This window comes from Streptomyces sp. NPDC053513 (assembly GCF_044544765.1).
In the GTDB taxonomy this organism is placed as follows: Bacteria; Actinomycetota; Actinomycetes; order Streptomycetales; family Streptomycetaceae; genus Streptomyces; species Streptomyces litmocidini.
Genome location: NZ_JBITXP010000021.1, coordinates 82,685 through 104,724, shown reverse-complemented (window position 1 = coordinate 104,724; position 22,040 = coordinate 82,685). Strand labels below are relative to the sequence as shown.

Genomic DNA, 22,040 nt, shown 5'->3' with positions numbered 1-22,040 from the left:
CCGGCGTCCTTCAGCGGGTCGTCGCCCCGCCGAACTCCCTCACCGCGTCGGAGACGATCGCCTCCAGGCGCGCGTGGTGCGCGCCGCGCCAGTAGACCCTGCCGCACTCCACGCACTCGGCGAACACGTCGTACGTCTTCTCGGTGCCCTGCTCCAGACGCTCGCGCACCGTGTCCTTGTCGGCGTCACTCAGCTCCCCGTTGCACGCCGTGCAGCGGGTCCAGGGCGCCAGCGGCGGCGCGAACCGCTCCAGTACGTCGCGGAGTTGGTCGTCCGGCCGGTCGCTGTAGACGTAGGCCCCCGCCCACAGTTCGCGGCGGCGCAGCAGGCCGCGGTCCCGCGAGAGCATCACGCGCCGCTCGCGCGCGGAGAGCGCGGCGAGGGCGGGGTCGCCGATGTCCTCGCTCTCGTACGCCGCGTCCACGCCGAGCAGTCGCAGGCGCCGGGCCAGCGTGCCGAGGTGTACGTCCAGCAGGAACCGCAGCGGTGCGCCCGGCACCGGCTGCGGGCGGACCACGTCCTCCACCTCGACGGTCTCGCCCGCGCCGGGGACGTGCGAGGCGTCGACGGGCCGCCCGTCCACCAGGAGCCGGCCGGCCTCGGTGAGCGGCACGCCCAGTGACTCCACGACATGGCCGAGCGACGAGGTGCCGTCGGTGGTCAGGAGGGTCCGGCCGGAGCGGCGGTCCGCCGGGACGAAGAGGTGGAGGGCGGGGGCGAAGCTGATCTGGATCTGCGGTCCGTTCACGGGGACAGGATGGCATCGAGGCTTGGGTGGCGGCCAGGGAATTCGGTCCTGGCCGGGGGGCCTTGGTCCCCTGGGCCTGGGCTCGTGCCACGTGTGCGCCGTGTACGTCGGCGCGGGTTCAGGCGCGGGAGCCTCTGGCGCCGGCAGGGCGCGGGTCCGTTGTGCCCACCCTCCCCCAAGCTCTCGGCTTCGCTCGAGCAGGGGGGACCCCCCTTGCCCCGGCGGAACGACTGCCCACAACGGGGCGGAAGGCGTCTGCGTGGTCTTTCGCCCAGGTGGTGAACGTGCGGGGCTCGTGGCCCGTCAGGGTTTTCACCGTTCTGGTCAGGGGGGTCGGGCGGCCGTCGTGGGAGGACCAGTAGGAGAGCAGGGCGTCCGCGAACGGCTCCGGGACGAAGCCCGCCACCGAGTTCTTCCACTCCTCGGGCGTGACCGTCGTGTACGGCGCCGGGCGGCCCGTCACCTCCGCCAGGATCGCCAGCTGATCGGTGAAGTCCAGCGACTCGGGGCCGGTCAGCACGTACGAGGAGCCGCGCAGCCGGGGCTCGGTGAGCACCGCGAAGGCGGCTTCGGCGACGTCCCGCTCATGGATCGGGTCGCCGTACGCGTGCGGGTACGGCAGCGCCGGGCCGTGGCCGTCCTTGATCGACCGTGCCCACTGCAGGGCGTTGGTGGCGAAGGCCCCCGGCCTGAGGTGGGTGACCTCGAAGGCGCCGGTTTCCGCGGCGGCCGACAGGGCGCGCTCGACCGCGAGGTGTGAGGCCGCGACGGCGTTCTCCTCGGCGTCCGGGGCGAGGACGGAGCTGGAGGAGAGCAGGACGACGTGCTCGACGCCGACGGCCCGGGCCCGGTCGGCGAAGGTGCCGACGTGCGCGGCCTCGGCGTACAGGAAGACGGCCTCGACGCCTTTCAGGGCGGTGTCGAAGGTGGCCGGATCGGTGAGATCGCAGCGCACGGTGTCCACGCCCGGTGGTGGGGCGAGGTCCGCGGGGTTCTTGGATCCGGCCCTGGCCCTGACGCCCGCGGCGTCCAGCAGGCCGAACAGGGTGGCGGCGACACGGCCGCGGCTTCCGGTGACGAGGACGGTCATGGGGGACTCCCGATTTCTCTGCGCAGAGCGCTCTCTGTCTCACGCATTCTCTGTGTTCCGCAGATAAATATCCGTGGTTGTGCCTCGTCCGTCAACCCTGAAAAAACCTGGGGTACCGTCCCCGACATGAAGATCATCGACCTCGCCCTCGGCGACCCCCGGCTGGAGAGCGACCTCCTGCCGGTCCTCCGCGAACTCCGCCCCCACCTCACCCCGGAGCTCTTCCGCGAGGTCCACGAGGCCGGGCACCCCCAAGGCCTGCGGTTCAGCGCCGCCTACACGGACGCCGGCCGCTGCGTCGGCGCGGCCGGCTGGCGGATCATCGACAACACCAGCTCCCTGCGCAAGCTCTACGTCGACGACCTGGTGACCGCCGCCGCCGACCGCTCCACCGGCGTCGGGCACGCGCTCATCGCCCACCTGGAGGAGCACGCCCGCGCGGCCGGGTGCCACGAGCTCAACCTCGACTCCGGCACCCACCGCACCGGCGCCCACCGCTTCTACCTGCGCGAGCGCTTCGACATCGTGGCCTTCCACTTCACCCGGTCGCTCACCGCCCCGGACGCCGGCTAGCCGAGGTCGAACCGCCAGTCGTTGCAGCGCATCGGGTTCCCCGGCGGGTACTCGAAGTCCCGCTCGCCGAGCAGTTCGAACCCCGCCTTGCGGCACACCGCGTTCGACGCGGCGTTGTCCCTGGACGGGAACGCGTGCAGCCGGCGGTGCAGCCCCGCGGCCCGGGCCTCGGCGACCACCGCGCGCGTGGCGGCCGTCGCCACGCCCCGGCCCTGGAAGCCCGGCAGCACCGCCCACCCCGTCTCGTACACGGGCTCGCCGTCCCAGGTCTGCGCCCAGAATCCGATGCTGCCCACCACGACCTCCTCCGGCAGCAGCACGATCCGGAACATGCGCCCCGCGCCCGTCCCGTCGGCGCTCAGCCCCACGTACCGCCCGTGTCTCCGCACGAGCTGTTCCTCGGTCTCCGGGCCGCCGAGATGGGTCGTCAACTCCGGCGCGTTCAGGGCGCGCAGGAGCCCGGCGTCCTCCTCGGACCAGGCTTCCAGGCGTACGGATGAGGTGTCTTCGTCCATGTCCGTACCGTAGGTCAGGGTGCTGACACCGCGCGGGCGTACGCGGTGGGCGGCACCCCGATCGTCGCCGTGAAGTCCCTTACGAGATGGGCCTGATCGCTGTATCCCAACTCCGCGGCGAGCGCGGCCCAGTCGGCGTCGCCCGCCGACCCGGCCCGCTCCAGGGCCTCGTGGAACCGGTAGCGCAGGATCACCCACTTCGGGCCGACGCCGACATGACCGGCGAAGAGGCGCTGGAGCGAGCGCGCCGACAGGCCGCTCGCGGTGGCCAGCCGGGACGCCCTGCGGACCGTGCGGTCCGAGCGGATCAGGTCCACCAGCTCCATCGCCTGCTCGGCGGCCGGGTCGGGTGCCGGTCCGTGCGCCAGGAGGAAGGCGTCGAGCGCCGCCACGCGCGCGTGGTCGTCGTCCGGGGACAGCACGGCCGGTAGCGCGGCCGGTACGGCTGCCGGAGTGCCGGCGCTCCCCGACCCGCCTTCGTCCGGGAACACGTCCCCCAGCGGCACCCGCCTGCCCGTCCAGGTCGACACCGGCCACGCGGGCGCGAAGGGCCGGAAGCCGCCCGGCCGGAACTGGACTCCGCAGACCCGGCCCACCCCCGTCAGCTTCTGCGTGAACAGGCCCAGGCCCACCCCCGCCACCTCGGCCCACGCGCTCGCCGCCGCCGTCGGGGCGCCCGGCCGCCCGTACCGCTGGAAGACGACGTTCACCGACGGGTGCGGGACGAGACGGCTCGCGTACGGCTCCGGCAGTTCCCAGTCCATCAGCCAGTAGTGCTCCAGGTACGGCCGCAGTTCCGGCGCCGGGACGTGACGGCGGAAGCGGACGCGGGAGAGCAGCTCGGCCGGGTCGACGATGCCCCGGGTGTCCCGGCGGGGGCGGGGCGCGGAGGCGGACATGATCCGCATGCTAGGCCCCGGGGCCGGGGCCGGGGCCAGGACTGGGGCCGAGGTCGGGGCCGGAATCAAGGCCAGGGCCAGGACCGGGATCAGGACCGGGACCGGGATCACGACCAGGACCGGGATCACGACCGGGCCCGGGGCGCGAGCCGGTCGGCGCTCGCCCGTCAGTGCAGGCGGCCCGCCGGGCCGGGGGTGAGCCGGGAGACGACCTGGCCGAAGGCGTGCTCCTCCTCGGGCGTCAGGGGCACCGACTCCTGCGGGTGCCAGACCCGCTCCAGCAAGGTGCCCGTCGGCTCGCGGCGGGCGCGGGCCCGGGCCCGCAGGCCCAGCGTCAGCCACGTCACCGTCGACACGGCGAGCACGCCGACGAGGGCGATCACACGGGGGTCCGAGAACGGGCCGGGCAAGGACATGGCTCACTCCAGGGCGTGAGGGCCGCCCGTGTCCCACGCGCCCGGGCAGGTGGCGCGCGCGTGCACGACGGCGCTGGTGATTCCTACTGCTTCCTCCCGACTCGTTCAGTTAACACCACCCTGGGGGACTTTCGGCAGGGGGGAACCGGGACCGAAGTCCCGGCCCGGCCCGTCGGCGGCGGGCGACAGGCCCTCTTGTGCGGTCCGTGGAACCCCTCCAAGGTGACGGACGAGGGAGATTCCGGCCGGGAGGGAGCAGCCGCATGTCCGGACCAGAGGGATGGGGATTCACGGACGACAGGGGTACGGAGCTGGGGGCGGCCCGCGTGCCGCTGCGCGTCGCCGCCTACGTACGGGCCGGTGCGGCGCTGCTCGACCTCGGGGCGGCGCCGGTCGCCGTGTACGGCTCCGGGCACGACGGCGAGGCGCTCGATCCTGCCAAGGCCGGTGGTCTCCGGGCGGCCGGAGTGCCGTACCTCGGACCGGGCCGGGCCCTGGACGAGGAGGTGCTCCGTGAGCTGCGGCCGGACGTGATCGTCGACGTGACCTATGACGGCAAGAGCCCGTACGCGCTCGACGAAGCGGTCGCCGAGCGTCTCGGGATCCCGCTCGTCGCGCTCTCCGTCAGCGGCGAACTCGCCCTGCCCGCGATCCTCGCCCGCTTCGCCGCACTGGCCGCGAGCCTCACGCCCGCCGTGCGGGAGCCGTCCGCTTCCGAGCCCGCCGGGCCGGAGCCCTCCGCTTCCGTCTCCGAAACCGCCGCCGGACCCCTGCCCGCCGCCCCCGCCCCCGCCCCCGACCTCGCCGCCGCCGAAGCCCTCCTCCGGAGCGTCGCCGCCCGGGGCGGGGTCGCCGTGCTCGCGCTCTCCGGGGCGGGGGCCGAGCAGGTACACCTCGCCCGGCCGCAGGCCTGGCCCGAGCTGGCGCACCTCGCCGGGCTGGGCGTCCGGATGCTCGACCCCGGTCCGGGGCCCGGCTCCAACTGGCTCACCGGTGACTGGACCAGGGTCGCCGAACTCCGTCCCGATCTGGTCCTCTTCGACGACCGGGAGCACGCGACCCCGCCGTACGAGCTCCCCGCCGGGGTCCGTCTCGCCCCCTGGAGCCCCGAGACCCCGCCCAGCCCCGCCGCCTACGCCCGCTTCTTCCGCGACCTGGCCGAGGCCCTGGCGGCATGAGAGCCGGCTACGGCTGCGCGAGACGGGCGCGGAGGGAGGCGGCGAACTCCTCCGCGCGGGCGAGCTGGGCCCGCAGTTCGGCGACGCGCTCCGCCGCGGCCTCCTCGTAGCGGCGGACGCGGCCCACCAGGGCGGTCCGCTCGGCCGGTTCGAGTTCGGTGGCCGTGCCCGGGCGGTCGGCGGCCAGCCGGTCCACGGCGGTGAGGAGATCGCGGGTCTCGTCGAGGGTGAAACCGAGCGGTCCCATCCGGCGGACCACCATCAGCCGGGACACGTCCGCGTCCGTGTAGAGGGGGAAGCCGCCCGGCGAGGACGCGGACGGGGCGACCAGTCCGCTGTCCTCGTACTGCCGGATGGTCCGCAGCGACAGTTCGGTCCGTGCGGCGACCTCGCCGATCTGCATGGGCCGGCCGGTCATGCGTACTGCGCTCACGCGTCTGGCTCCTTCCTCGTGCGGGGAGTCGCCAGGGCGTACGGAGGCTCCCCTCAGGGCGCGACTTCCGCGCATTCCATAGGATTCGTCCTAATTTCAGCACCTATGAGGGGTGGAACCGTGGCGAAACGCCTGCGTGCCGCTCGCCTCGCGGCCGGACCGGACGGTACGGCCCCATGCTCGGACCGGACGGTACGGCCTCATGCTCGGACCGGACGGTACGGCCTCATGCTCGGACCAGGCGGTACGGCCTCATGCTCGGACCAGGCGGTACGGCCTCACGGCCAGACCAGGCAGTACGGCTGGTGTCCCGCCTCGTGGAGGCGGACCGAGAAGTCCTGCCACTCGTGGAGGAGCCGGTAGACGTCGAAGGCGTCGCGCGGGCCGCCGCGGTCCGGGACCGTCGACCAGATGAAGGCGGCGGCGCCCACCGACTCCTCGCCGATCCCGCGCAGCGGGTCGACCACGGTCATCGGCAGCTTCACCACCGCGTAGTCCGGGTGCAGCACCACCAGCTCCAGCGGCGGCACCTTGTGCAGGGGCATCCCCTGGATGCCGGTCAGGACCATGGCCGCTATCGTCTCGGGCTTGATCTTGGTGAACATGCCGCCCATGCCGAGCTCGTCCCCGCCGAGCTCCTCGGGGCGCATCGAGATCGGGACCTGGGCCGCGGTGGCGCTGTTCGGCGCGCCGAAGTACTTGTACGTCACCCCCAAGCTCCGGCCCCCGGTCGTAGGGGCCGAGTCCGCCACGGGCTCCGGCTTCGGCCGGTGCTCCGAAGCGGTCGGCTCCTCGGATCGCCTGCGCCGGTGCCTTCCCCGCCGGGCAGACTCCGGACCCAGGTCGTCCGTCCCCTCGCCCGGTCCGCCACCGCGATGCATATCTCCACCCGACTGCTTTTTCTCGGCAACACGACCCCGCCGCGCAACCCGATCATCGTGTCAGTGACCTCCCCCGCGTTCGTACGGTGAAACACCTGTCCGCAAGAACGCCGTGGCCTCTGACACCATGGATTCCGTGAGTCATCCCTATGACGCCCCAGTTTCGCAGACGCGGACGGGGAGCGCCTCGGCGTAACAGACAGGATGCTCACCGCCGTCCCTCCGTTCCCGATGTCGTGCCCGAAGTCGTTCTCGCAGGTCAGGATCACAGTGCCGTATTCATACGAAGCCCCAGTCTCACAGACGCTTTTCGACCGCGCTTCCCTCGTGACGCCCGGCGGCGTGAATTCACCGGTGCGTGCCTTCCGGGCCGTGGGCGGAACGCCCCGGTTCATGGTGTCCGGTTCCGGTCCGTACCTCACCGACGCGGACGGTCGTGAGTACGTCGACCTCGTCTGCTCGTGGGGACCGATGATCCTCGGCCACGCGCACCCCGAGGTCACCGCCGCCGTGCAGGCCGCCGTGGCGCGCGGCACCTCCTTCGGCACGCCCGGCGAGGGCGAGGTCGCGCTCGCCGAGGAGATCGTCGCGCGGATCGAGCCGGTCGAGCAGGTGCGGCTGGTCTCCAGCGGCACGGAGGCGACCATGTCCGCGATCCGGCTGGCCCGCGGGTTCACCGGGCGCGCCAAGGTCGTCAAGTTCGCGGGCTGCTACCACGGCCACGTGGACGCGCTGCTCGCCGCGGCCGGCTCCGGTCTGGCCACCTTCGCCCTGCCGGACACGCCCGGTGTGACCGGCGCGCAGGCCGGCGACACGATCGTGCTGCCGTACAACGACCTGGAGGCCGTGCGGGAGGCGTTCGCCGCGCACCCGGGCGAGATCGCCTGTGTGATCACGGAGGCCTCGCCGGGCAACATGGGCGTCGTGCCGCCGGTGGACGGCTTCAACCAGGGTCTGGCGGACCTGTGCCGGGAGAACGGCGCGCTGTACATCTCCGACGAGGTGATGACCGGATTCCGTACCTCGCGGGCCGGCTGGTACGGCGTCGACGGCGTGAAGCCCGACCTGATGACCTTCGGCAAGGTCATGGGCGGCGGTTTCCCGGCGGCCGCGTTCGGTGGCCGCGCGGACGTCATGGGGCACCTGGCGCCGGCCGGTCCGGTCTACCAGGCGGGCACCCTCTCCGGTAACCCGGTCGCGACCGCCGCCGGACTCGCGCAGCTGCGGCTGCTCGACGGGGCCGCGTACGAGAAGGTCGACGCGGTGTCGAGCGAGATCCAGGGCCTGGTCACGGGCGCGCTGACCAAGGAGGGCGTGGCGCACCGGCTGCAGACCGCCTCCAACATGTTCTCGGTGTTCTTCACCGCCGACGAGGTGCGGAACTACGACGACGCGAAGAAGCAGGAGGCGTTCCGCTTCAACGCCTTCTTCCACTCGATGCTGGCCGACGGCGTCTACCTGCCGCCGTCCGCGTTCGAGTCCTGGTTCGTGTCGACCGCGCACGACGAGCGGGCGATCGAGCGGATCGCCGCCGCCCTCCCGGCCGCGGCCCGCGCCGCCGCGGAGGCGACCGCATGAGCCTCCCCGCCGACAAGAAGAGCGACCAGGACATCACCGTCGTCCATCTGATGCGCCACGGCGAGGTCCACAACCCCGACGGCGTGCTGTACGGGCGCCGGGCCGGCTACCACCTGTCCGAGCTGGGCCGGCAGATGGCGGACCGGGTGGCCGAGTCGCTGGCCGGCCGGGACATCACGTACGTCGTCGCCTCCCCGCTGGAGCGGGCGCAGGAGACGGCGACGCCGATCGCCAAGACGCACGGTCTGGACCTGGCCACCGACGAGCGGCTGATCGAGGCGGAGAACGTCTTCGAGGGCAAGACCTTCGGCGTCGGTGACGGGGCGCTGCGCAAGCCGGCGAACTGGAAGCACCTCACCAACCCGTTCCAGCCGTCGTGGGGCGAGCCGTACGTCGAGCAGGTCGTGCGCATGATGGGCGCGCTCGACGCGGCGAAGGACGCGGCCCGGGGGCACGAGGCGGTCTGCGTCAGCCACCAGCTGCCGATCTGGATCGTGCGGAGCTTCGTGGAGAAGCGGCGGCTCTGGCACGACCCGCGCCGTCGTCAGTGCACGCTGGCGTCGCTGACCTCGTTCACGTACCGCGGCGACAAGATCGTCTCGGTCGGGTACAGCGAGCCGGCCCGGGACCTCGTCCCGGCGCACCTCCTCGCGGGCGCGAAGCCGGTCAAGGGGAAGTCGAAGGCCTTCGGGGCGTAGCCCCGCGGCCCGTGTCGCGCGGCGCTCCACTGGACAGGGGGGTGCCGAGGGGCCACAGTTCAGGGCGGTCGGATGATGTTCATGTCATCCGTCCGCCCTAAAATTTTTGTGCGATTTTCCGGAACCTCCGTGTTCCTCCCGGCATCTCACTCATTGTCGGTTTGGATGACGTTCAGGTCATACGTCAGCGCGAATGGGGATGTCATGCGCGGGATCAGCGGGATCAGTCGAAGGGGGCTGCTCGGAGCGGGCGTTGGGGCCGCTGCGGCGATGGGGCTTGCCGCGTGCAGCACCGGAAACCAAGACAAGCCCGGACAATCTGGACCGGGCAAGGGGGGTGACGTCTCGGCGGACCCGGGCACGCCCACCCCGACGAAGGACGACGCCCGGCTCATCGGCGACGGTTCCACCGCCGACACCGGCAAGCAGCCGCACCAGCCCGACGCCCCCGTCCCGCTCGAATCCGGCCAGACCCCGCCCCAGTTCGTGATCTTCTCCTGGGACGGCGCGGGCGAGGTCGGCAACGGCCTCTTCCCGCGCTTCCTCGAACTCGCGAAGAACAACGATGCGGCGATGACCTTCTTCCTCTCCGGGATCTACCTCCTCCCCGAGTCGAAGAAGGACCTCTACCGCCCGCCGAACAACCGCGTCGGCGCCTCCGACATCGGCTACCTCACCGACGGGCACATCAAGGAGACCCTGAAGTACGTCCGGCAGGCCTGGCTCGACGGCCACGAGATCGGCACCCACTTCAACGGGCACTTCTGCGGCGGCTCCGGCTCCGTCGGCAACTGGACCCCGGCCCAGTGGCAGAGCGAGATCGACCAGGCGATGAAGTTCGTCACCGAGTGGAAGACCAACAGCGGCTGGACCGACCTCGACCCGCTGCCCTTCGACTACTCCAAGGAGCTCGTCGGCGGCCGCACCCCCTGCCTCCTCGGCCAGGACAACCTCCTCCCCACCGCCAAGCGCCTGGGCTGGCGCTACGACGCCAGCTCGCCCGGCGGCCGCCAGATGTGGCCGACGAAGCGCCAGGGCATCTGGGACCTCCCCCTCCAGGCCGTGCCCTTCCCCGGGCACTCCTTCGAGGTCCTCTCCATGGACTACAACATGCTCGCCAACCAGTCGAAGAACACGACCAAGGGCATGCCCTCGCGCTATCCCGGCTGGCGCAAGCAGGCGGCCGAGGCGTACCTTTCCGGCTTCACGCGCGCGTACGAGTCGAATCGCGCGCCTTTCTTCATCGGCAACCACTTCGAGCAGTGGAACGGCGGCATCTACATGGACGCCGTCGAAGAGGCGCTCAAGGGAATGGCCGGAAAGAAGGACGTGCGGCTCGTCTCCTTCAAGCAGTTCGTGGACTGGCTCGACGTCCAGGACCCGAAGATCCTGGAGAAGCTGCGCTCGCTGGAAGTCGGACAGAAGCCCGCGGGCGGCTGGAACGCTTTCCTCCGGCCCGAGAAGGCCGGGAAGACGCCCACGTCCACCCCGACCGCTTAAGCGATCTTGACAAGGGGCTTTACGGGCACGTAGGGGGGTGCCCAAGATCCCCCAAACGCCCATGCGAAACTTTTCACATGAGCCTTAGCCGTGCCCCCCGACGCACCCGGCGCGCCCTGACCGCCGTCGGAATGCTGTCCGTCGCCGCCCTCACGCTCTCGGCCTGCGGCGGCGACGACAACGGCAAGTCCGGCGGCGGTGGCAACACCAACTTCGTGACCAACACGGGCGGCATCTCCACCGCCGCCAAGGGCAAGCGCGCGTCCACCGGAAAGCTCGCGGGCGAGACCCTCGACGGCAAGCAGCTCGACGTCGCCGACTTCAAGGGCAAGGTCGTCGTCCTCAACGCCTGGGGCTCCTGGTGCAGCCCCTGCCGCGCCGAGGCCCCCCACTTCGCGAAGGTCGCCAAGGACCTCAAGGGCCAGGACGTCCGGTTCGTCGGCCTCAACACCCGCGACCCCAACAAGCAGCCGGCGATCGCCTTCGAGGAGGACTACGGGATCCCCTACCCGAGCCTCTACGACCCGCAGGGCAAGCTCATCCTCTTCGGCTTCCCCAAGGGCACCCTCAGCCTCCAGGGCATCCCCTCCACCGTCGTCCTCGACAAGGAGGGCAAGATCGCCGCCCGCTCGCTCAAGGCGCTCAACGACGAGGAGCTCCGGTCGATGATCGAGCCCCTCCTCAAGGAGAAGTGAGCCCGTGAACGAGACGGTCACCAGCGGAGCCCTGCTGCTCGCCCTGCCCCTCGCGGTCCTCGGCGGCCTCGTCTCCTTCTTCTCCCCCTGCGTCCTGCCGCTCGTCCCCGGCTACCTGAGCTACGTGACCGGCGTCACCGGCACCGACCTCGCCGAGCGCCGCCGCGGCCGAATGACCACCGGTGCCGTCCTCTTCGTCCTCGGCTTCACCGCCGTGTTCGTCTCCGGCGGCGCGCTCTTCGGCTACTTCGGATCGACGCTCCAGGAGTACCGCGAGACGCTCACCACGGTCCTCGGCGTGCTCATGATCCTCATGGGCGTGTTCTTCATGGGCCTGATGCCCTGGTTCACCCAGCGCGAGTTCCGCTTCCACAAGAAGCCCGTCGCCGGACTGATCGGCGCCCCGCTCCTCGGGGCCCTCTTCGGCATCGGCTGGACCCCGTGCATCGGACCGACGCTCGCCTCGGTCAACGCCCTCGCCCTGGAACAGGCCAGCGCCGGCCGCGGGGCGGTGCTCGCCTTCGCGTACTGCCTCGGCCTCGGCGTCCCGTTCGTGCTCGCCGCCGTCGCCTTCCGCAAGGCGCTCGGCGTGTTCGGCTGGGTCAAGAAGCACTATGTGTGGGTCATGCGGATCGGTGGCGGCATGATGATCGTCACCGGTGTTCTGCTCCTGACGGGCGCGTGGGACAGCATGGTGGCCACGATGCAGGGCTGGTCCAGCGGTTTCACGGTGGGGATCTGAGTTCCATGAGCAAGACCGACACGAGCGAGCAGCAGGAGGCCCTCGGCGACGCCGGGGCACAGCTGTCGACCGCCCCCCGGGAGGACACCGCCGTCGGCGGACCCACCCTCGGGGTCATCGGCTGGATCCGCTGGTTCTGGCGGCAGCTGACCTCCATGCGGGTCGCGCTGCTCCTCCTCTTCATGCTCTCCCTGGGCGCCGTCCCCGGCTCCCTCATCCCGCAGACCAGCGCGGACGAGCTGAAGGTGCAGACCTTCAAGGCGGCCCACCCCACCCTCACCCCGCTGTACGAGAAGCTGCAGTTCTTCGACGTCTACAGCTCGGTGTGGTTCTCCGCGATCTACATCCTGCTGTTCGTCTCCCTCATCGGCTGCATCCTGCCGCGCAGCTGGCAGTTCGTCGGCCAGCTCCGCAGCCGCCCGCCGGGTGCCCCCCGGCGCCTCGACCGGCTCCCCGCCTACACCACCTGGCGCACCGAGGCCGAGCCCGAGCAGGTCCGCGCGGCCGCGCTCGCCGTCCTCAAGGGCCGCCGCTTCCGCGCCCATACGGCGGGGAACGCGGTCGCCGCCGAGAAGGGCTACCTCCGCGAGGCCGGGAACCTGGCCTTCCACATCGCCCTGATCGTGATGCTCGTCGCCTTCGCCTGGGGCCAGCTCTTCAAGTCCGAGGGCGGCAAGCTGATCGTCGAGGGCGACGGCTTCGCCAACACGCTCACCCAGTACGACGACTTCAAGTCCGGCTCCCAGTTCGGCGTCGACGAGCTGGAGCCGTTCAGCTTCACCCTGAACTCCTTCACCGGCACGTACCAGAAGGACGGCCCCCAGCGCGGCACCCCGCGCACCTTCGAGGCGGCCGTCAGCTACTCGCAGGGCGGCGCGGACAAGAAGGCGGTCATCCGGGTCAACCAGCCGCTCGAGGTGGGCGACTCCAAGGTCTACCTGATCGCCCACGGGTACGCGCCCGTCGTCACCGTCAGGGACGGCCGCGGCAAGACCGTCTTCCACGGCGCCGTGCCGCTGCTGCCGATCGACAACAACATCACGTCGACCGGCGCCATCAAGGTGATGGACGGCTACCGCGACAAGAACGGCAAGAAGGAACAGCTCGGCTTCAAGGCCTTCTTCGTGCCGACCTTCGCGGGCGAGGGCAAGGGCTCGATGTTCTCGCAGTTCCCCGCGCTCGGCTTCCCGGTCATGGCGCTCACCGGCTTCCACGGCGACCTGCGCGTGAACTCCGGCCTGCCGCAGAACGTGTACCAGCTCGACACCACCAAGATGAAGCAGTTCAAGATCGACAAGGGGACCGGGGTCGCGCAGCGGATGCTGCCCGGCGAGACGATGACGCTGCCCGACGGCGCCGGCTCGATCACCTTCGAGAAGGACATCAAGGAGTGGGCGAGCTTCCAGATCTCGCAGCAGCCCGGCAACGGCCTCGCCCTCACGGGCGCGATCGCCGCGATCGCCGGTCTGAGCGGCTCGCTCTTCATCCAGCGCCGCCGGGTCTGGGTCCGGGCCGTGCGCGGTGAGGACGGCGTCACCGTCGTCGAGATGGCCGGACTCGGCCGCAGCGAGTCCGCCAAGCTGCCGGAGGAGCTGGGCGCCCTCGCCCTCGCCCTCACCGTGGAGGCCCCGCCCGCGGCCCCGGCACCGGAACCCGCGGAAGAACCCGCAGAAGCCCCCGTCCCTTCTGGAGAGGCCGACAAGTGATCCTCGCCGCCACGACCGACGAAGGCCTGGCGCAGATGAGCGACCTGCTCGTCTACTCCTCGATGGCCGTCTACACCCTGGCCTTCTTCGCCCACATCGCCGAGTGGGTGTTCGGCAGCCGCAGCAAGGTCGGCCGCACCGCCGCCGCCCTCACGCAGCCGGCCCCGGCCGCCGCCGTGTCCGTCCAGGTCAAGCAGGCCGGCGGCACCGCCGTCCTCGACAAGCCGAAGGTCGTCACCCGCTCCACGGCCGGCACCCGTGACGTGCCGGACGGCCCCGGCGCGGCCGGCGGCACCGCCAAGGGCGACCTGTACGGCCGCATCGCCGTCTCGCTCACCGTCCTCGCCTTCGCGATCGAGGCGGCGGGCGTGGTCTCCCGGGCGCTCTCCGTGCAGCGGGCCCCCTGGGGCAACATGTACGAGTTCTCCACCACCTTCTCCACGGTGGCGGTCGGCGCGTACCTCGGCTTCCTCCTCGCCAAGAAGAACGTCCGCTGGATCGGCCTGCCGCTGGTCACCACGGTCCTGCTCGACCTGGGCATGGCCGTCACCTGGCTGAAGACCCCCAGTGACCAGCTGGTGCCCGCGCTCGACTCGTACTGGCTGTGGATCCACGTGTCCACCGCGATCTTCTGCGGCGCCGTCTTCTACCTCGGCGCGGTCGCCACCCTGCTGTACCTCTTCCGCGACTCGTACGAGAACAAGCTCGCGACCGGCGGCAACCCCGGCTCCTTCGCCCGCTCGGTCCTGGAGCGGCTGCCCGCCGCGGCGACGCTCGACAAGTTCTCGTACCGGGTCAACGCGGCGGTCTTCCCGCTCTGGACCTTCACGATCATCGCCGGCGCGATCTGGGCCGGTGACGCGTGGGGCCGCTACTGGGGCTGGGACGCCAAGGAGGTCTGGTCCTTCATCACCTGGGTCGGTTACGCGGCGTACCTGCACGCGCGCGCGACGGCCGGCTGGAAGGGGCGGAAGGCCGCGTACATCGCGCTCATCGCCTTCGCCTGCTTCCTCTTCAACTACTACGGCGTCAACATCTTCGTGAGCAGCAAGCACTCCTACGCCGGCGTCTGAGCCGTTCCTGCGCTGGCACGAGGCCTGTCCCCGGGTGACGCTGGAGACATGAGCGAGATCTCCCGGGGCAGGAGCGAGACCCACGACGGCGACCGGCATCTGCTGCACTTCGTCGTCGACCTCCCGCAGCCGATGCCGGCGGTCTGGGCGGCCGTCGCCTCGCCCGAGGGCCTGCCGGCCTGGCTCTGCGAGGCGGACCCGCTGGAGCCGCGGCTCGGCGGGCGGGTCACCCTCCGCTGGCTCAACAGCGACACCGAGGTCTCGGGGCGGGTGACCGCCTGGGACCCCGACTACGTGGCCGAGTACACGGTCGGCCCGACGCACGGCCGGATCCGGTTCCACCTGGAACCGGGGGCCGGGGGCGACGGGTCGACCGTGCTGCGTTTCACCAACGAGGTGCGGGGGTCCGCCGAGTACCGGCTGGACCTGCTGGCCGGGTGGCACGACCACTTCGAGCGGCTCGTGGCGGCGCTGGACGGTCACCCCACGGACTGGCGGGACTGGTCGCCGGAGCGGTGGCGGCATCTGCGGGAGCTGTACGAGCGGGACGAGGCCCCCTGGCCCAAGTGGGTGTCGTAGGGGCGGGCCGCCCGGGCACGGCCGCGTAGGGGCGGAAGCCCGGGCGCGGCGGCTCACCCCTTCTTCGGCGGCAGGCACGTGTCCGTCGGGGGTTCGCCCTCCGGCCAGGCCGTCTGGACGAAGCGCTGGGCGCCGGCCTGGGTCAGTTCCACGATCGGGACCGCCTTGTTGTACGGGTTGCCGTAGTTGTCCAGGCAGATCCAGCCGCTCGCGCCCTCCACCCGGAGGGAGCCCTTGACCTGCGGCCACTGCGTGCCCACGTCCTCCTTCGCCGGGTAGGCGGCGCCTTCCGGGGTGGCCTGGCGGATCGCGTGGACCGCCGTCGCCATCGCGTCGTACGCGATGATCGCCTGCCCGTCCGTGAGCGTCACCGGCTTCTTCGCGGCGCGGGCGATGTCCGTCAGGAACGTCGAGTACGCCCCCGTCGAACCGCCCGTCGCCGGGATCCGCCGCCCCGGGGCCGGCTGCCAGGCGTCCGGGTGGGCGAGCGAGGCGTACCGCACGGTCAGCTTCGCCTTCAGCGCCTTGCGGTCGAGCTTCTTGTCCGCGCCCAGGTAGGAGCCCTCGTCGCCGGTGAGGACGGTGAAGGCGCGGTCGGTGCAGCCGCGGGAGCCGAGCGCGTTGATGAACTGCCGGAGCTGGGTGTGGCGGCCCGCGAAGAAGACGGTCTCGGCGCGGGTGTCGCAGATCAGATGGGTGATCTGGCGGAAGGTGTTGGCGGTGGTGCCCTCCTCGGTGGGGTCGGCGGGCGAGGTGAAGAGCGCCGGTTCGTGCGGGGCGCCCTTGAGGTTGGCGGTGAAGGCGGCCTTGAGGGTGTCGGTGTAGTGGTCGCCGGTCCGGGTGTCCTGGACGAGGAAGGCCTTGGCGGCGTCCACCCGGCCGAAGTGCGAGAGGGCCTTGGCCTCGTCGGTGTTGGTGGGGGAGACGCGTGCGAGCCCCGGGTAGCGGTTGTGGCCGGGGCCGTTGGCGATGTCGTCGGCGGTGATGGTGGTGCCGACGACGGCGACCCCGGCGGCGGTGAGGGCGGCCACCGCCTCCCGTACCTCGGTGGAGGAGGTGGCGACGCCGGACACGGCCCGCAGCCGGTCGGAGGTGTCCGTCATGGCGATCAGCCGGTCGACGGTCTCGCGCCAGTGGGCGTTGCCCTTGCCGGTGTTCGCGAGGACCAGGCGGATCTTCGGGGTCTCGCTGTTGGACTCGTGGTTGGCCCGGTACTGGTAGGCGTACGCGCCCTGGACCTCGTGCAGGACCTTCTCCCGCATGCCGCCGTCGGTGGAGGTCAGCGGCAGGAGGACGGCGACGGTCGCGTACTCGCCGGGCTTCAGCGTGGCGTTCTCGCGGCCGATGGCCCCGGCGACCTCGTCGAGGTCCGGCATGCCGAAGGCGTGGCCGTCGCCGTTGACGCCGACGCACTCGGAGCTGCCGGCGGGGCGGGCCACGCCGGCGGCGCAGGAACGGTCCTCCGGGGTGGTCAGCCGTGAGACGCCGTAGCCGCCGAGACCGAGGACGACGGCGGCGGTGACCAGTGAGGCGACGAGCTTCTGGCGGGGGGTGCGGACGCGCCGGCGCAGCCGGAGGGACAGACGGTCGGGCATGGCGTCAGACTCCGTTCTCACGGCCCGGCGGCAGCGACGGCTCCCGCCAGGCACGGATGTCGCGCGGCCAGTGGCTCGCCGCGTCCCAGAGTGAACCGCTGCCCGTCAGATGGCGGCCGGAGAGCCGGCGCAGCTCGTGCGCGAGCCGGTCGGCGACCTCGTCGTCGGGCAGGGCGAGCGGATCGGTGAGCAGCCACAGGGCGTGCAGCAGCCGCCGTACGGACAGGTGGAGTTCGGTGGTGTCGGGGTCGAGGCCGGCGGGGAGGGCGCCGGGCGGCTCCTGGCCGAGGGCGACCGCCCGGCGCGGGTCGGGCCCCGGCCGGTTCCGCTCGCGCGGGTACGGGGCGGAGGCGATGAACCGGAGCCGGCCGAGCCAGCCGAGGACGTCCTGCCCGGGGAAGGTCTCCCGCAGGTGCGTGACGGCCTCCTCGGTACGGCCGAGGGCGAGGCCGTGGTGGAGGCGGTACGGGCCGGGGCCCGGCCCGTAGTGCCGGTACAGCGTCTCGTGGACGGCGTGCCAGGCGGCGTACCGCGGATGGTCGTCGTCCTCGAACCGCAGCCGGTACAGGAGCAGGGCGCGCAGCAGCGGGTCGGCGACGAAGTGCCCGGGGCCCTCGCCCCAGTCCTCGGCGCGCAGCTGGTCGCGGACCCGCAGCGCCACGTCCCCGTCCAGGGACTCGGCCTGGAGCCGGGCGTGGGCCAGCATCCGGGCGGACTCCTCGTCGTGGGTCGCGGCGAGCACGGCGTACGGCCCCGGTCTGCGCACCGGCAGGAGTTCGGCGAGGAGCGCGGGGGCGACGGGCACCGGCGGGGCGTCCTCGCGCAGCTCCACCGTCAGGTCGAGCAGCCGGCCCGGGGTGAGGCCGGCCCGCAGCTCCGCGGGGGCCTCGCCGGCGGCCCGGCCGAGGAGGGCCACGCCGAGCGGGCGGCCGCCGGTCAGCCGGTGGACGGCGCGGGCGAGTTCGGCGGGGGTGCGGCCCGCCGGGTCGTGGCGGTCGAAGGCGGACCGGGTCTGGGCGGGGGAGAGCGGGGTCAGTTCGACGGCGAGGATGCCGGAGCCGACGCTCGCGCCGCGCGGGCAGGGCGCCCGGTGCGCGGTCTCCGGGAGCCGGGTGCGGGTGGCCTGCCGCAGGCCCTCGTGGTCGCGGACCCGGGAGGTGGCGAGGACGACGATCCGGTCGCGGCGGCCCTCGGCGGCGCGGGCGCGCAGGATCGGCTCGACGAGCTGCCGGCCGAGCGGCTCGTGGGCGTTGTCGAGGAGGAGCAGGGGCCTGCCGATGCGGGCGCCGCGCTGGAGCCCGGTGTAGGCGTGGCGCAGGTCCTCGGTGAGGGCGCCGACGAGGAAGGCCTCGGCCTCGCCTCGGCGCCGGCCGCCCTGCTCGAAGTCGATCGCGAGCTGCTGGAGGCCGGCCTTGGCGCGCCCGCCGGCGTTGCGGTAGGTGCCGTACCAGCTCTCGGAGGTGCGCTGGAGGCGGCCGAACACCTCCTCCAGGACGGTCTCCACGGTCGCCTCGGCGAGCAGTCCGGCGAGGGGGACGGCGGCGTCGGCGAAGGTGGCGGCGAGCTTGGCGAGGACCTTGCCGACCCAGTTGGCGGCGGCACCCCTGGTGGCGTCGACGGTCGCGAGGAGCGGCCCGAGGCGCTGGAGGTCGCGCCGGGCCCGCTCGTCGTCCTCCTGGGACCAGGCGAGCGAGGCGACCGCGACCAGGCCGAGCGAGAGCCGGGGGAAGCGCACGGGCCGGGCGCCCAGCACCTTCGGCGACAGCTGCACGGCCAGCTCGGCGAGGGCGCCGGTGACCGGGGTCCAGCCGGGGCCGTGGTCGGCGGGCGGCTCGATGTGGGCGCAGTCGAGGAGGGCGAGCGGCGTGTGGCCCTTGTAGCGGTTGCGGACCTCCTTGAGCAGGGCGGTCTTCCCCATGCCGCGACCGCCGGTGAAGACCGTCACGGGCGGGTCGTCCCCGTGCTCGTACGCGACGCGCGCGGCCCCCTGCCGGGTGAGCCCGACGAGCCGGGCGACGAGCCCGCCCTCGTCCAGGGCCGCCTCACGGCCGTACAGCTCTCTGTCCACGCCCCTGCCACCCCCGTCACAGTCAACTCAAGGATATCGACGGCGTGTTGGGAAAGCGGGAGTCTTTTCGACTCTGTTGTGGAGGTGTTCTCAGTCCGTGGCGATGGCGTCGAGCCGGGCCCGTAGATATCCGTGCGACTCGATGCCGTGGATGGTGGTCCCGGGGGTGCACTCGTAGAAGTACACCAGCGACATCAGCTCCTCGGCGGGCGCGTCCGCCGGCGGCGGCAGTACGCGGTGCCGTCCCGACCGCCACCGCCCGCCGGTCCAACCCGCCATGAGGTCGCCGATGTTGACGGTGAAGGCGGCCGGATCGTACGGGGCGTCCTGCCAGCCCCCGGCGTCCGTGAACACCTGGAGCCCGCCCTTGCCCGCCTCCCGGTCCAGGACGGTGACCGTGCCGAAGTCCGTGTGCGGGCCGATGCGGAACTGCCCCGGCTCCGGCTCGCCGGTCCGCTCCCGCCCCGGATACCAGTTGATATTGAAGCCGAACGTGGGGTGGCCGGTGTGCCGGGTGAAGAAGTCCCGCTCCTCGCCGAGCGCGACGCCCAGCAGATCGAGGACCCGGTCCGAGAGCGCCTTCATCTGCGCGAGGTAGGTGTCGAGGAGCGGCTTCAGCTCGGGCACCTCGGCGGGCCAGGTGTTCGGCAGGAACCACTCCGCGTCCACCGCCGGGTCCCCGGTCGGCTCCTCCGCCGCGAAGGAGAGCGACTCCTTCAGGTCGGGCGGGGTCGCCGTGCCCTCCGCGTACCCGTTGGCCTCCGCGCCCGGCCCGAGCCACCCGCGCCCGCCGACCCGCACCGCGTACGGCTCCTTGACGGCCGGCGGGAGGTGGAAGAAGGCGCGGGCCGTCTCACGGATGGCGGCCCGCAGACCTGGGTCCACCCCGTGCCCGGTGACCAGCAGGAACCCGGCCTCGCGCAGGGCGCGGTCGACGGCGGGGAGCTGGGGGGCGGGGTCGCGCCGCAGGTCGATGGTGGGGAGGCGGGCTTCACTCATCGCCGATGTCCTCATTCCAGAGCGTGGGGTGCCGGTCGATGAAATCCCGCATGAGCTCGACGCATTCGGGATCGCCGAGCACGACCACCTCGACCCCGTGCTCGGCGAGCCAGTCGTGCCCGCCGTGGAAGGTCTCCGCCTCCCCGACGACCACCCGCGAGATCCCGAACTGCCGCACGAGCCCGGAGCAGTACCAGCAGGGGGACAGGGTCGTCACCATCGTCGTCCCCCGGTACGAGCGCTGCCGCCCGGCGGCCCGGAAGGCGGCGGTCTCGGCGTGCGTCGACGGGTCCCCGTCCTGCACGCGCCGGTTGTGCCCGCGCCCGAGCAGCGTCCCGTCGGCGCCGTAGAGAGCGGCCCCGATGGGGATCCCGCCCTCGGCGAGCCCGGCGCGGGCCTCGTCGAGGGCGGTGGCGAGCCACCGGCGGGCTTGTTCCTGGTCCATGGGGGGAGGCTTCCCCGAGGGACCAGGGGTGTCACACCCCGTTGGGTTACTCCTTCTCGGCGTCCAGCGGGGTGACGTAGGACCCCTTGCCGCGCACTGTGATCACGAGCCCGCGCTCCCGAAGCTCCTGCGTGGCCCGCCGAGCGGTCAGCCGGGCCACGCCGTACTCCTCGGCCATCCGGTTCTCGGAAGGAATCGGGCGGTCGGGGGCAAGGGCGCCCGAGGCGATCTGCCTACTGATGATCTCGGCGAGCTGGATGTAGAGCGGGGTGGCGCTCTTCGGATCCAGAGGCTCGTTCGGTACGGAAGTCTCGCTCATATGTCCAACGTAGAGCGGCTTGCATCTCCACGATCGAGTGGATCCCTCTGTACTTGTATACAGAGGGCTATGGGGCGGGCTACGGTTTTTGGGCAAAGAAGACCCCGGCGACCGCTGGTACCGGCCCCGGGGCATGGCCACCAACTCACAAGGCAGTTGATGACGTGTCGAACCCTATCGCGCGCGCCCTGGGCTGGGCGCTGATGCCCGTTCTGCTGGGGCTGCTCATGTTGGCCCTGCCGCCCACCGGCAGGCACCGCACCCGTCCGACCACCCGGGTGGCACAGCGCAGGCGCCGCCGGGCGCTGTGGCTGGCCACGGTCGGAGTGGACGTCGACCACCGGAACATCCACGCCGGGACCGCCCGATGAGCCGCTGCGGGGCACGGCGTTCCGTGCTCGCCGTCGCGGAGGTCGTACGACCGGTGTGGGGCGGCTCGGTCTGCGTGCTGGCCATCGACCACGACGGCCCGCACCGCGACCGCGCGGGCGACGGCTGGTGGGTGACGCCGGAGATCGCGGACGCGGTGACCGTCTCCCTGCTGACCCACGCCCTCACGGTTGAGCCGGAGTTCAGGTCGCCGCGCTGCATTGTCGGCCGCCACGACCGCTGCCGCGACCACGCACCCCGCGACAGCGGAGTACCAGGGGTCCGCCACCTTGTGTGCGGGTGCCCGTGCCATCCGGCGCCCGCCACGTGAAGCGCCGCACCTGGACGGTCGTGCTTCTCGCGGCCTCCACCGCGGCGGTCCTGCTGCTCCTGCACGCCCTGATGCCGTAGAGGCGTCCCGCAACGGGCGAGGCGTCCGGCGTCTCGCCCGTCCCGCCCTGATACGAGCGCATCGACGCGCGGTCGGCATGGGGCTGGCTACGCTGGCCGGGGCGCCCCTTGGAGGACACGGTGACGACACGGCCTGACCGGACCGGAGAACTCATCCCGCGCCCCGAGCGGACTCCCGCTGCCCTCCGGGCAGCCCTCGCGGTCGTCGCTCCCGAGCGGTTGGCCGGGATGGACGCCAGCCAGCGTGCGGCGGTGACGGAGGCCATCGCGCAGAGCGGCATCACCCCCCTGCGCATGTTCCTGATCCAGTGGGCCGCCGTCATCGAGATCGAACGGTTCCCCGACACCGCCCGCGAACTGCGTCGCGCCGAATACCTGGCCCAGATCGCCGAGGACCCGGAGGAGAGTCGCCGGTACGTACGAGCAGCCGGGGACATCATCCGAGCCGCGCACAAGGCGGTAGGCGGGTGAGCTGGAGGTGGGAGTACGACCCTGGCGAGGAGTACGTTCATCGGAGGCGCCCCACCGGC

General features: G+C 72.2%; 24 protein-coding genes. 12 read left to right on the top strand and 12 right to left on the bottom strand.

What is annotated here, in order from left to right:
* Positions 1–10: 10 nt before the first annotated feature.
* Positions 11–748, bottom strand: a complete 738-nt coding sequence (locus ACIGW4_RS28850; RefSeq protein ID WP_398712561.1) for a Mut7-C RNAse domain-containing protein — start codon at positions 746–748, stop codon at positions 11–13.
* 118 nt (positions 749–866) lie between these two features.
* On the bottom strand, positions 867–1,838 hold the full coding sequence (locus ACIGW4_RS28845; protein ID WP_399583716.1) for an NAD(P)H-binding protein: 972 nt from the start codon (positions 1,836–1,838) through the stop codon (positions 867–869).
* Between the two features lie 126 nt (positions 1,839–1,964).
* Between ACIGW4_RS28845 and ACIGW4_RS28840 the strand changes: the two genes are divergently transcribed.
* Entirely contained in the window at positions 1,965–2,411 is a 447-nt protein-coding gene (locus ACIGW4_RS28840) for a GNAT family N-acetyltransferase (protein ID WP_123458996.1), read from the top strand.
* Here ACIGW4_RS28840 and ACIGW4_RS28835 read toward each other — a convergent pair.
* The 3 genes from ACIGW4_RS28835 to ACIGW4_RS28825 form a co-directional block, all read right to left on the bottom strand.
* Complete coding sequence (locus ACIGW4_RS28835) at positions 2,408–2,926, bottom strand: GNAT family N-acetyltransferase (RefSeq protein WP_398712557.1); 519 nt, start codon at positions 2,924–2,926, stop codon at positions 2,408–2,410. The genes ACIGW4_RS28840 and ACIGW4_RS28835 overlap by 4 nt on opposite strands.
* Positions 2,927–2,940: 14 nt before the next feature.
* The gene (locus tag ACIGW4_RS28830; protein ID WP_399583712.1) at positions 2,941–3,825 is read right to left on the bottom strand and encodes a DUF6597 domain-containing transcriptional factor; all 885 of its coding nucleotides are present in this window, start codon (positions 3,823–3,825) and stop codon (positions 2,941–2,943) included.
* A gap of 167 nt (positions 3,826–3,992) precedes the next feature.
* On the bottom strand, positions 3,993–4,241 hold the full coding sequence (locus ACIGW4_RS28825) for a hypothetical protein (protein ID WP_123458998.1): 249 nt from the start codon (positions 4,239–4,241) through the stop codon (positions 3,993–3,995).
* A gap of 263 nt (positions 4,242–4,504) precedes the next feature.
* Here ACIGW4_RS28825 and ACIGW4_RS28820 point away from each other — a divergent pair, with 263 nt between their 5' ends.
* The gene (locus tag ACIGW4_RS28820; protein WP_399583709.1) at positions 4,505–5,419 is read left to right on the top strand and encodes an ABC transporter substrate-binding protein; all 915 of its coding nucleotides are present in this window, start codon (positions 4,505–4,507) and stop codon (positions 5,417–5,419) included.
* A 7-nt stretch (positions 5,420–5,426) separates the two neighbouring features.
* Here the strand turns inward: ACIGW4_RS28820 and ACIGW4_RS28815 are convergent, their stop codons facing one another.
* Positions 5,427–5,837: a MerR family transcriptional regulator gene (locus tag ACIGW4_RS28815; protein WP_398712602.1), complete on the bottom strand. Its 411-nt coding sequence runs from the start codon at positions 5,835–5,837 to the stop codon at positions 5,427–5,429.
* Positions 5,838–6,130: 293 nt separating this feature from the next.
* On the bottom strand, positions 6,131–6,733 hold the full coding sequence (locus ACIGW4_RS28810; RefSeq protein ID WP_185094935.1) for a hypothetical protein: 603 nt from the start codon (positions 6,731–6,733) through the stop codon (positions 6,131–6,133).
* Positions 6,734–6,964: 231 nt separating this feature from the next.
* On the opposite strand from ACIGW4_RS28810, the gene hemL reads away from it, so the two are divergent.
* The 8 genes from hemL to ACIGW4_RS28770 all read left to right on the top strand — a co-directional run bounded on the left by hemL (position 6,965) and on the right by ACIGW4_RS28770 (position 15,304).
* Positions 6,965–8,311, top strand: coding sequence for a glutamate-1-semialdehyde 2,1-aminomutase (gene hemL, locus ACIGW4_RS28805; protein WP_398712552.1), 1,347 nt, complete (start codon positions 6,965–6,967; stop codon positions 8,309–8,311).
* Complete coding sequence (locus ACIGW4_RS28800) at positions 8,308–9,009, top strand: histidine phosphatase family protein (RefSeq protein WP_123459003.1); 702 nt, start codon at positions 8,308–8,310, stop codon at positions 9,007–9,009. Before hemL ends, ACIGW4_RS28800 begins: the two co-directional genes overlap by 4 nt.
* A gap of 270 nt (positions 9,010–9,279) precedes the next feature.
* On the top strand, positions 9,280–10,509 hold the full coding sequence (locus tag ACIGW4_RS28795; RefSeq protein WP_399583705.1) for a hypothetical protein: 1,230 nt from the start codon (positions 9,280–9,282) through the stop codon (positions 10,507–10,509).
* A gap of 77 nt (positions 10,510–10,586) precedes the next feature.
* A complete protein-coding gene (locus ACIGW4_RS28790; protein ID WP_359590741.1) occupies positions 10,587–11,204 on the top strand; it encodes a TlpA disulfide reductase family protein in 618 nt (205 codons plus the stop codon).
* A gap of 4 nt (positions 11,205–11,208) precedes the next feature.
* Positions 11,209–11,946: a cytochrome c biogenesis CcdA family protein gene (locus tag ACIGW4_RS28785; protein WP_399583702.1), complete on the top strand. Its 738-nt coding sequence runs from the start codon at positions 11,209–11,211 to the stop codon at positions 11,944–11,946.
* A gap of 5 nt (positions 11,947–11,951) precedes the next feature.
* Positions 11,952–13,652 (top strand): cytochrome c biogenesis protein ResB, encoded by a 1,701-nt coding sequence (locus tag ACIGW4_RS28780; protein WP_123459006.1) that lies wholly within the window; start codon positions 11,952–11,954, stop codon positions 13,650–13,652.
* Positions 13,649–14,725 carry a c-type cytochrome biogenesis protein CcsB gene (gene ccsB, locus ACIGW4_RS28775; RefSeq protein WP_399583698.1) on the top strand — a complete coding sequence of 359 codons (1,077 nt, stop codon included), beginning with the start codon at positions 13,649–13,651 and terminating at the stop codon, positions 14,723–14,725. Before ACIGW4_RS28780 ends, ccsB begins: the two co-directional genes overlap by 4 nt.
* A 48-nt stretch (positions 14,726–14,773) precedes the next feature.
* Positions 14,774–15,304, top strand: a complete 531-nt coding sequence (locus ACIGW4_RS28770) for an SRPBCC domain-containing protein (protein ID WP_399583696.1) — start codon at positions 14,774–14,776, stop codon at positions 15,302–15,304.
* Positions 15,305–15,357: 53 nt separating this feature from the next.
* On the opposite strand, the gene ACIGW4_RS28765 is transcribed toward ACIGW4_RS28770, so the two are convergent.
* The 5 genes from ACIGW4_RS28765 to ACIGW4_RS28745 form a co-directional block, all read right to left on the bottom strand.
* Complete coding sequence (locus tag ACIGW4_RS28765) at positions 15,358–16,899, bottom strand: ABC transporter substrate-binding protein (protein WP_123459009.1); 1,542 nt, start codon at positions 16,897–16,899, stop codon at positions 15,358–15,360.
* Between the two features lie 4 nt (positions 16,900–16,903).
* Complete coding sequence (locus ACIGW4_RS28760) at positions 16,904–18,967, bottom strand: hypothetical protein (protein ID WP_398712543.1); 2,064 nt, start codon at positions 18,965–18,967, stop codon at positions 16,904–16,906.
* A 90-nt stretch (positions 18,968–19,057) separates the two neighbouring features.
* Positions 19,058–19,966 (bottom strand): isopenicillin N synthase family dioxygenase, encoded by a 909-nt coding sequence (locus ACIGW4_RS28755; protein WP_398712541.1) that lies wholly within the window; start codon positions 19,964–19,966, stop codon positions 19,058–19,060.
* Entirely contained in the window at positions 19,959–20,411 is a 453-nt protein-coding gene (locus ACIGW4_RS28750) for a nucleoside deaminase (protein WP_398712539.1), read from the bottom strand. Before ACIGW4_RS28750 ends, ACIGW4_RS28755 begins: the two co-directional genes overlap by 8 nt.
* 46 nt (positions 20,412–20,457) lie before the next feature.
* Entirely contained in the window at positions 20,458–20,730 is a 273-nt protein-coding gene (locus tag ACIGW4_RS28745) for a GntR family transcriptional regulator (protein WP_399583690.1), read from the bottom strand.
* 164 nt (positions 20,731–20,894) lie between these two features.
* Here ACIGW4_RS28745 and ACIGW4_RS28740 point away from each other — a divergent pair, with 164 nt between their 5' ends.
* Positions 20,895–21,101 (top strand): hypothetical protein, encoded by a 207-nt coding sequence (locus tag ACIGW4_RS28740; RefSeq protein WP_399583687.1) that lies wholly within the window; start codon positions 20,895–20,897, stop codon positions 21,099–21,101.
* 529 nt (positions 21,102–21,630) lie between these two features.
* The gene (locus ACIGW4_RS28735) at positions 21,631–21,981 is read left to right on the top strand and encodes a hypothetical protein (protein WP_399583684.1); all 351 of its coding nucleotides are present in this window, start codon (positions 21,631–21,633) and stop codon (positions 21,979–21,981) included.
* The last annotated feature ends 59 nt before the right edge of the window (positions 21,982–22,040 follow it).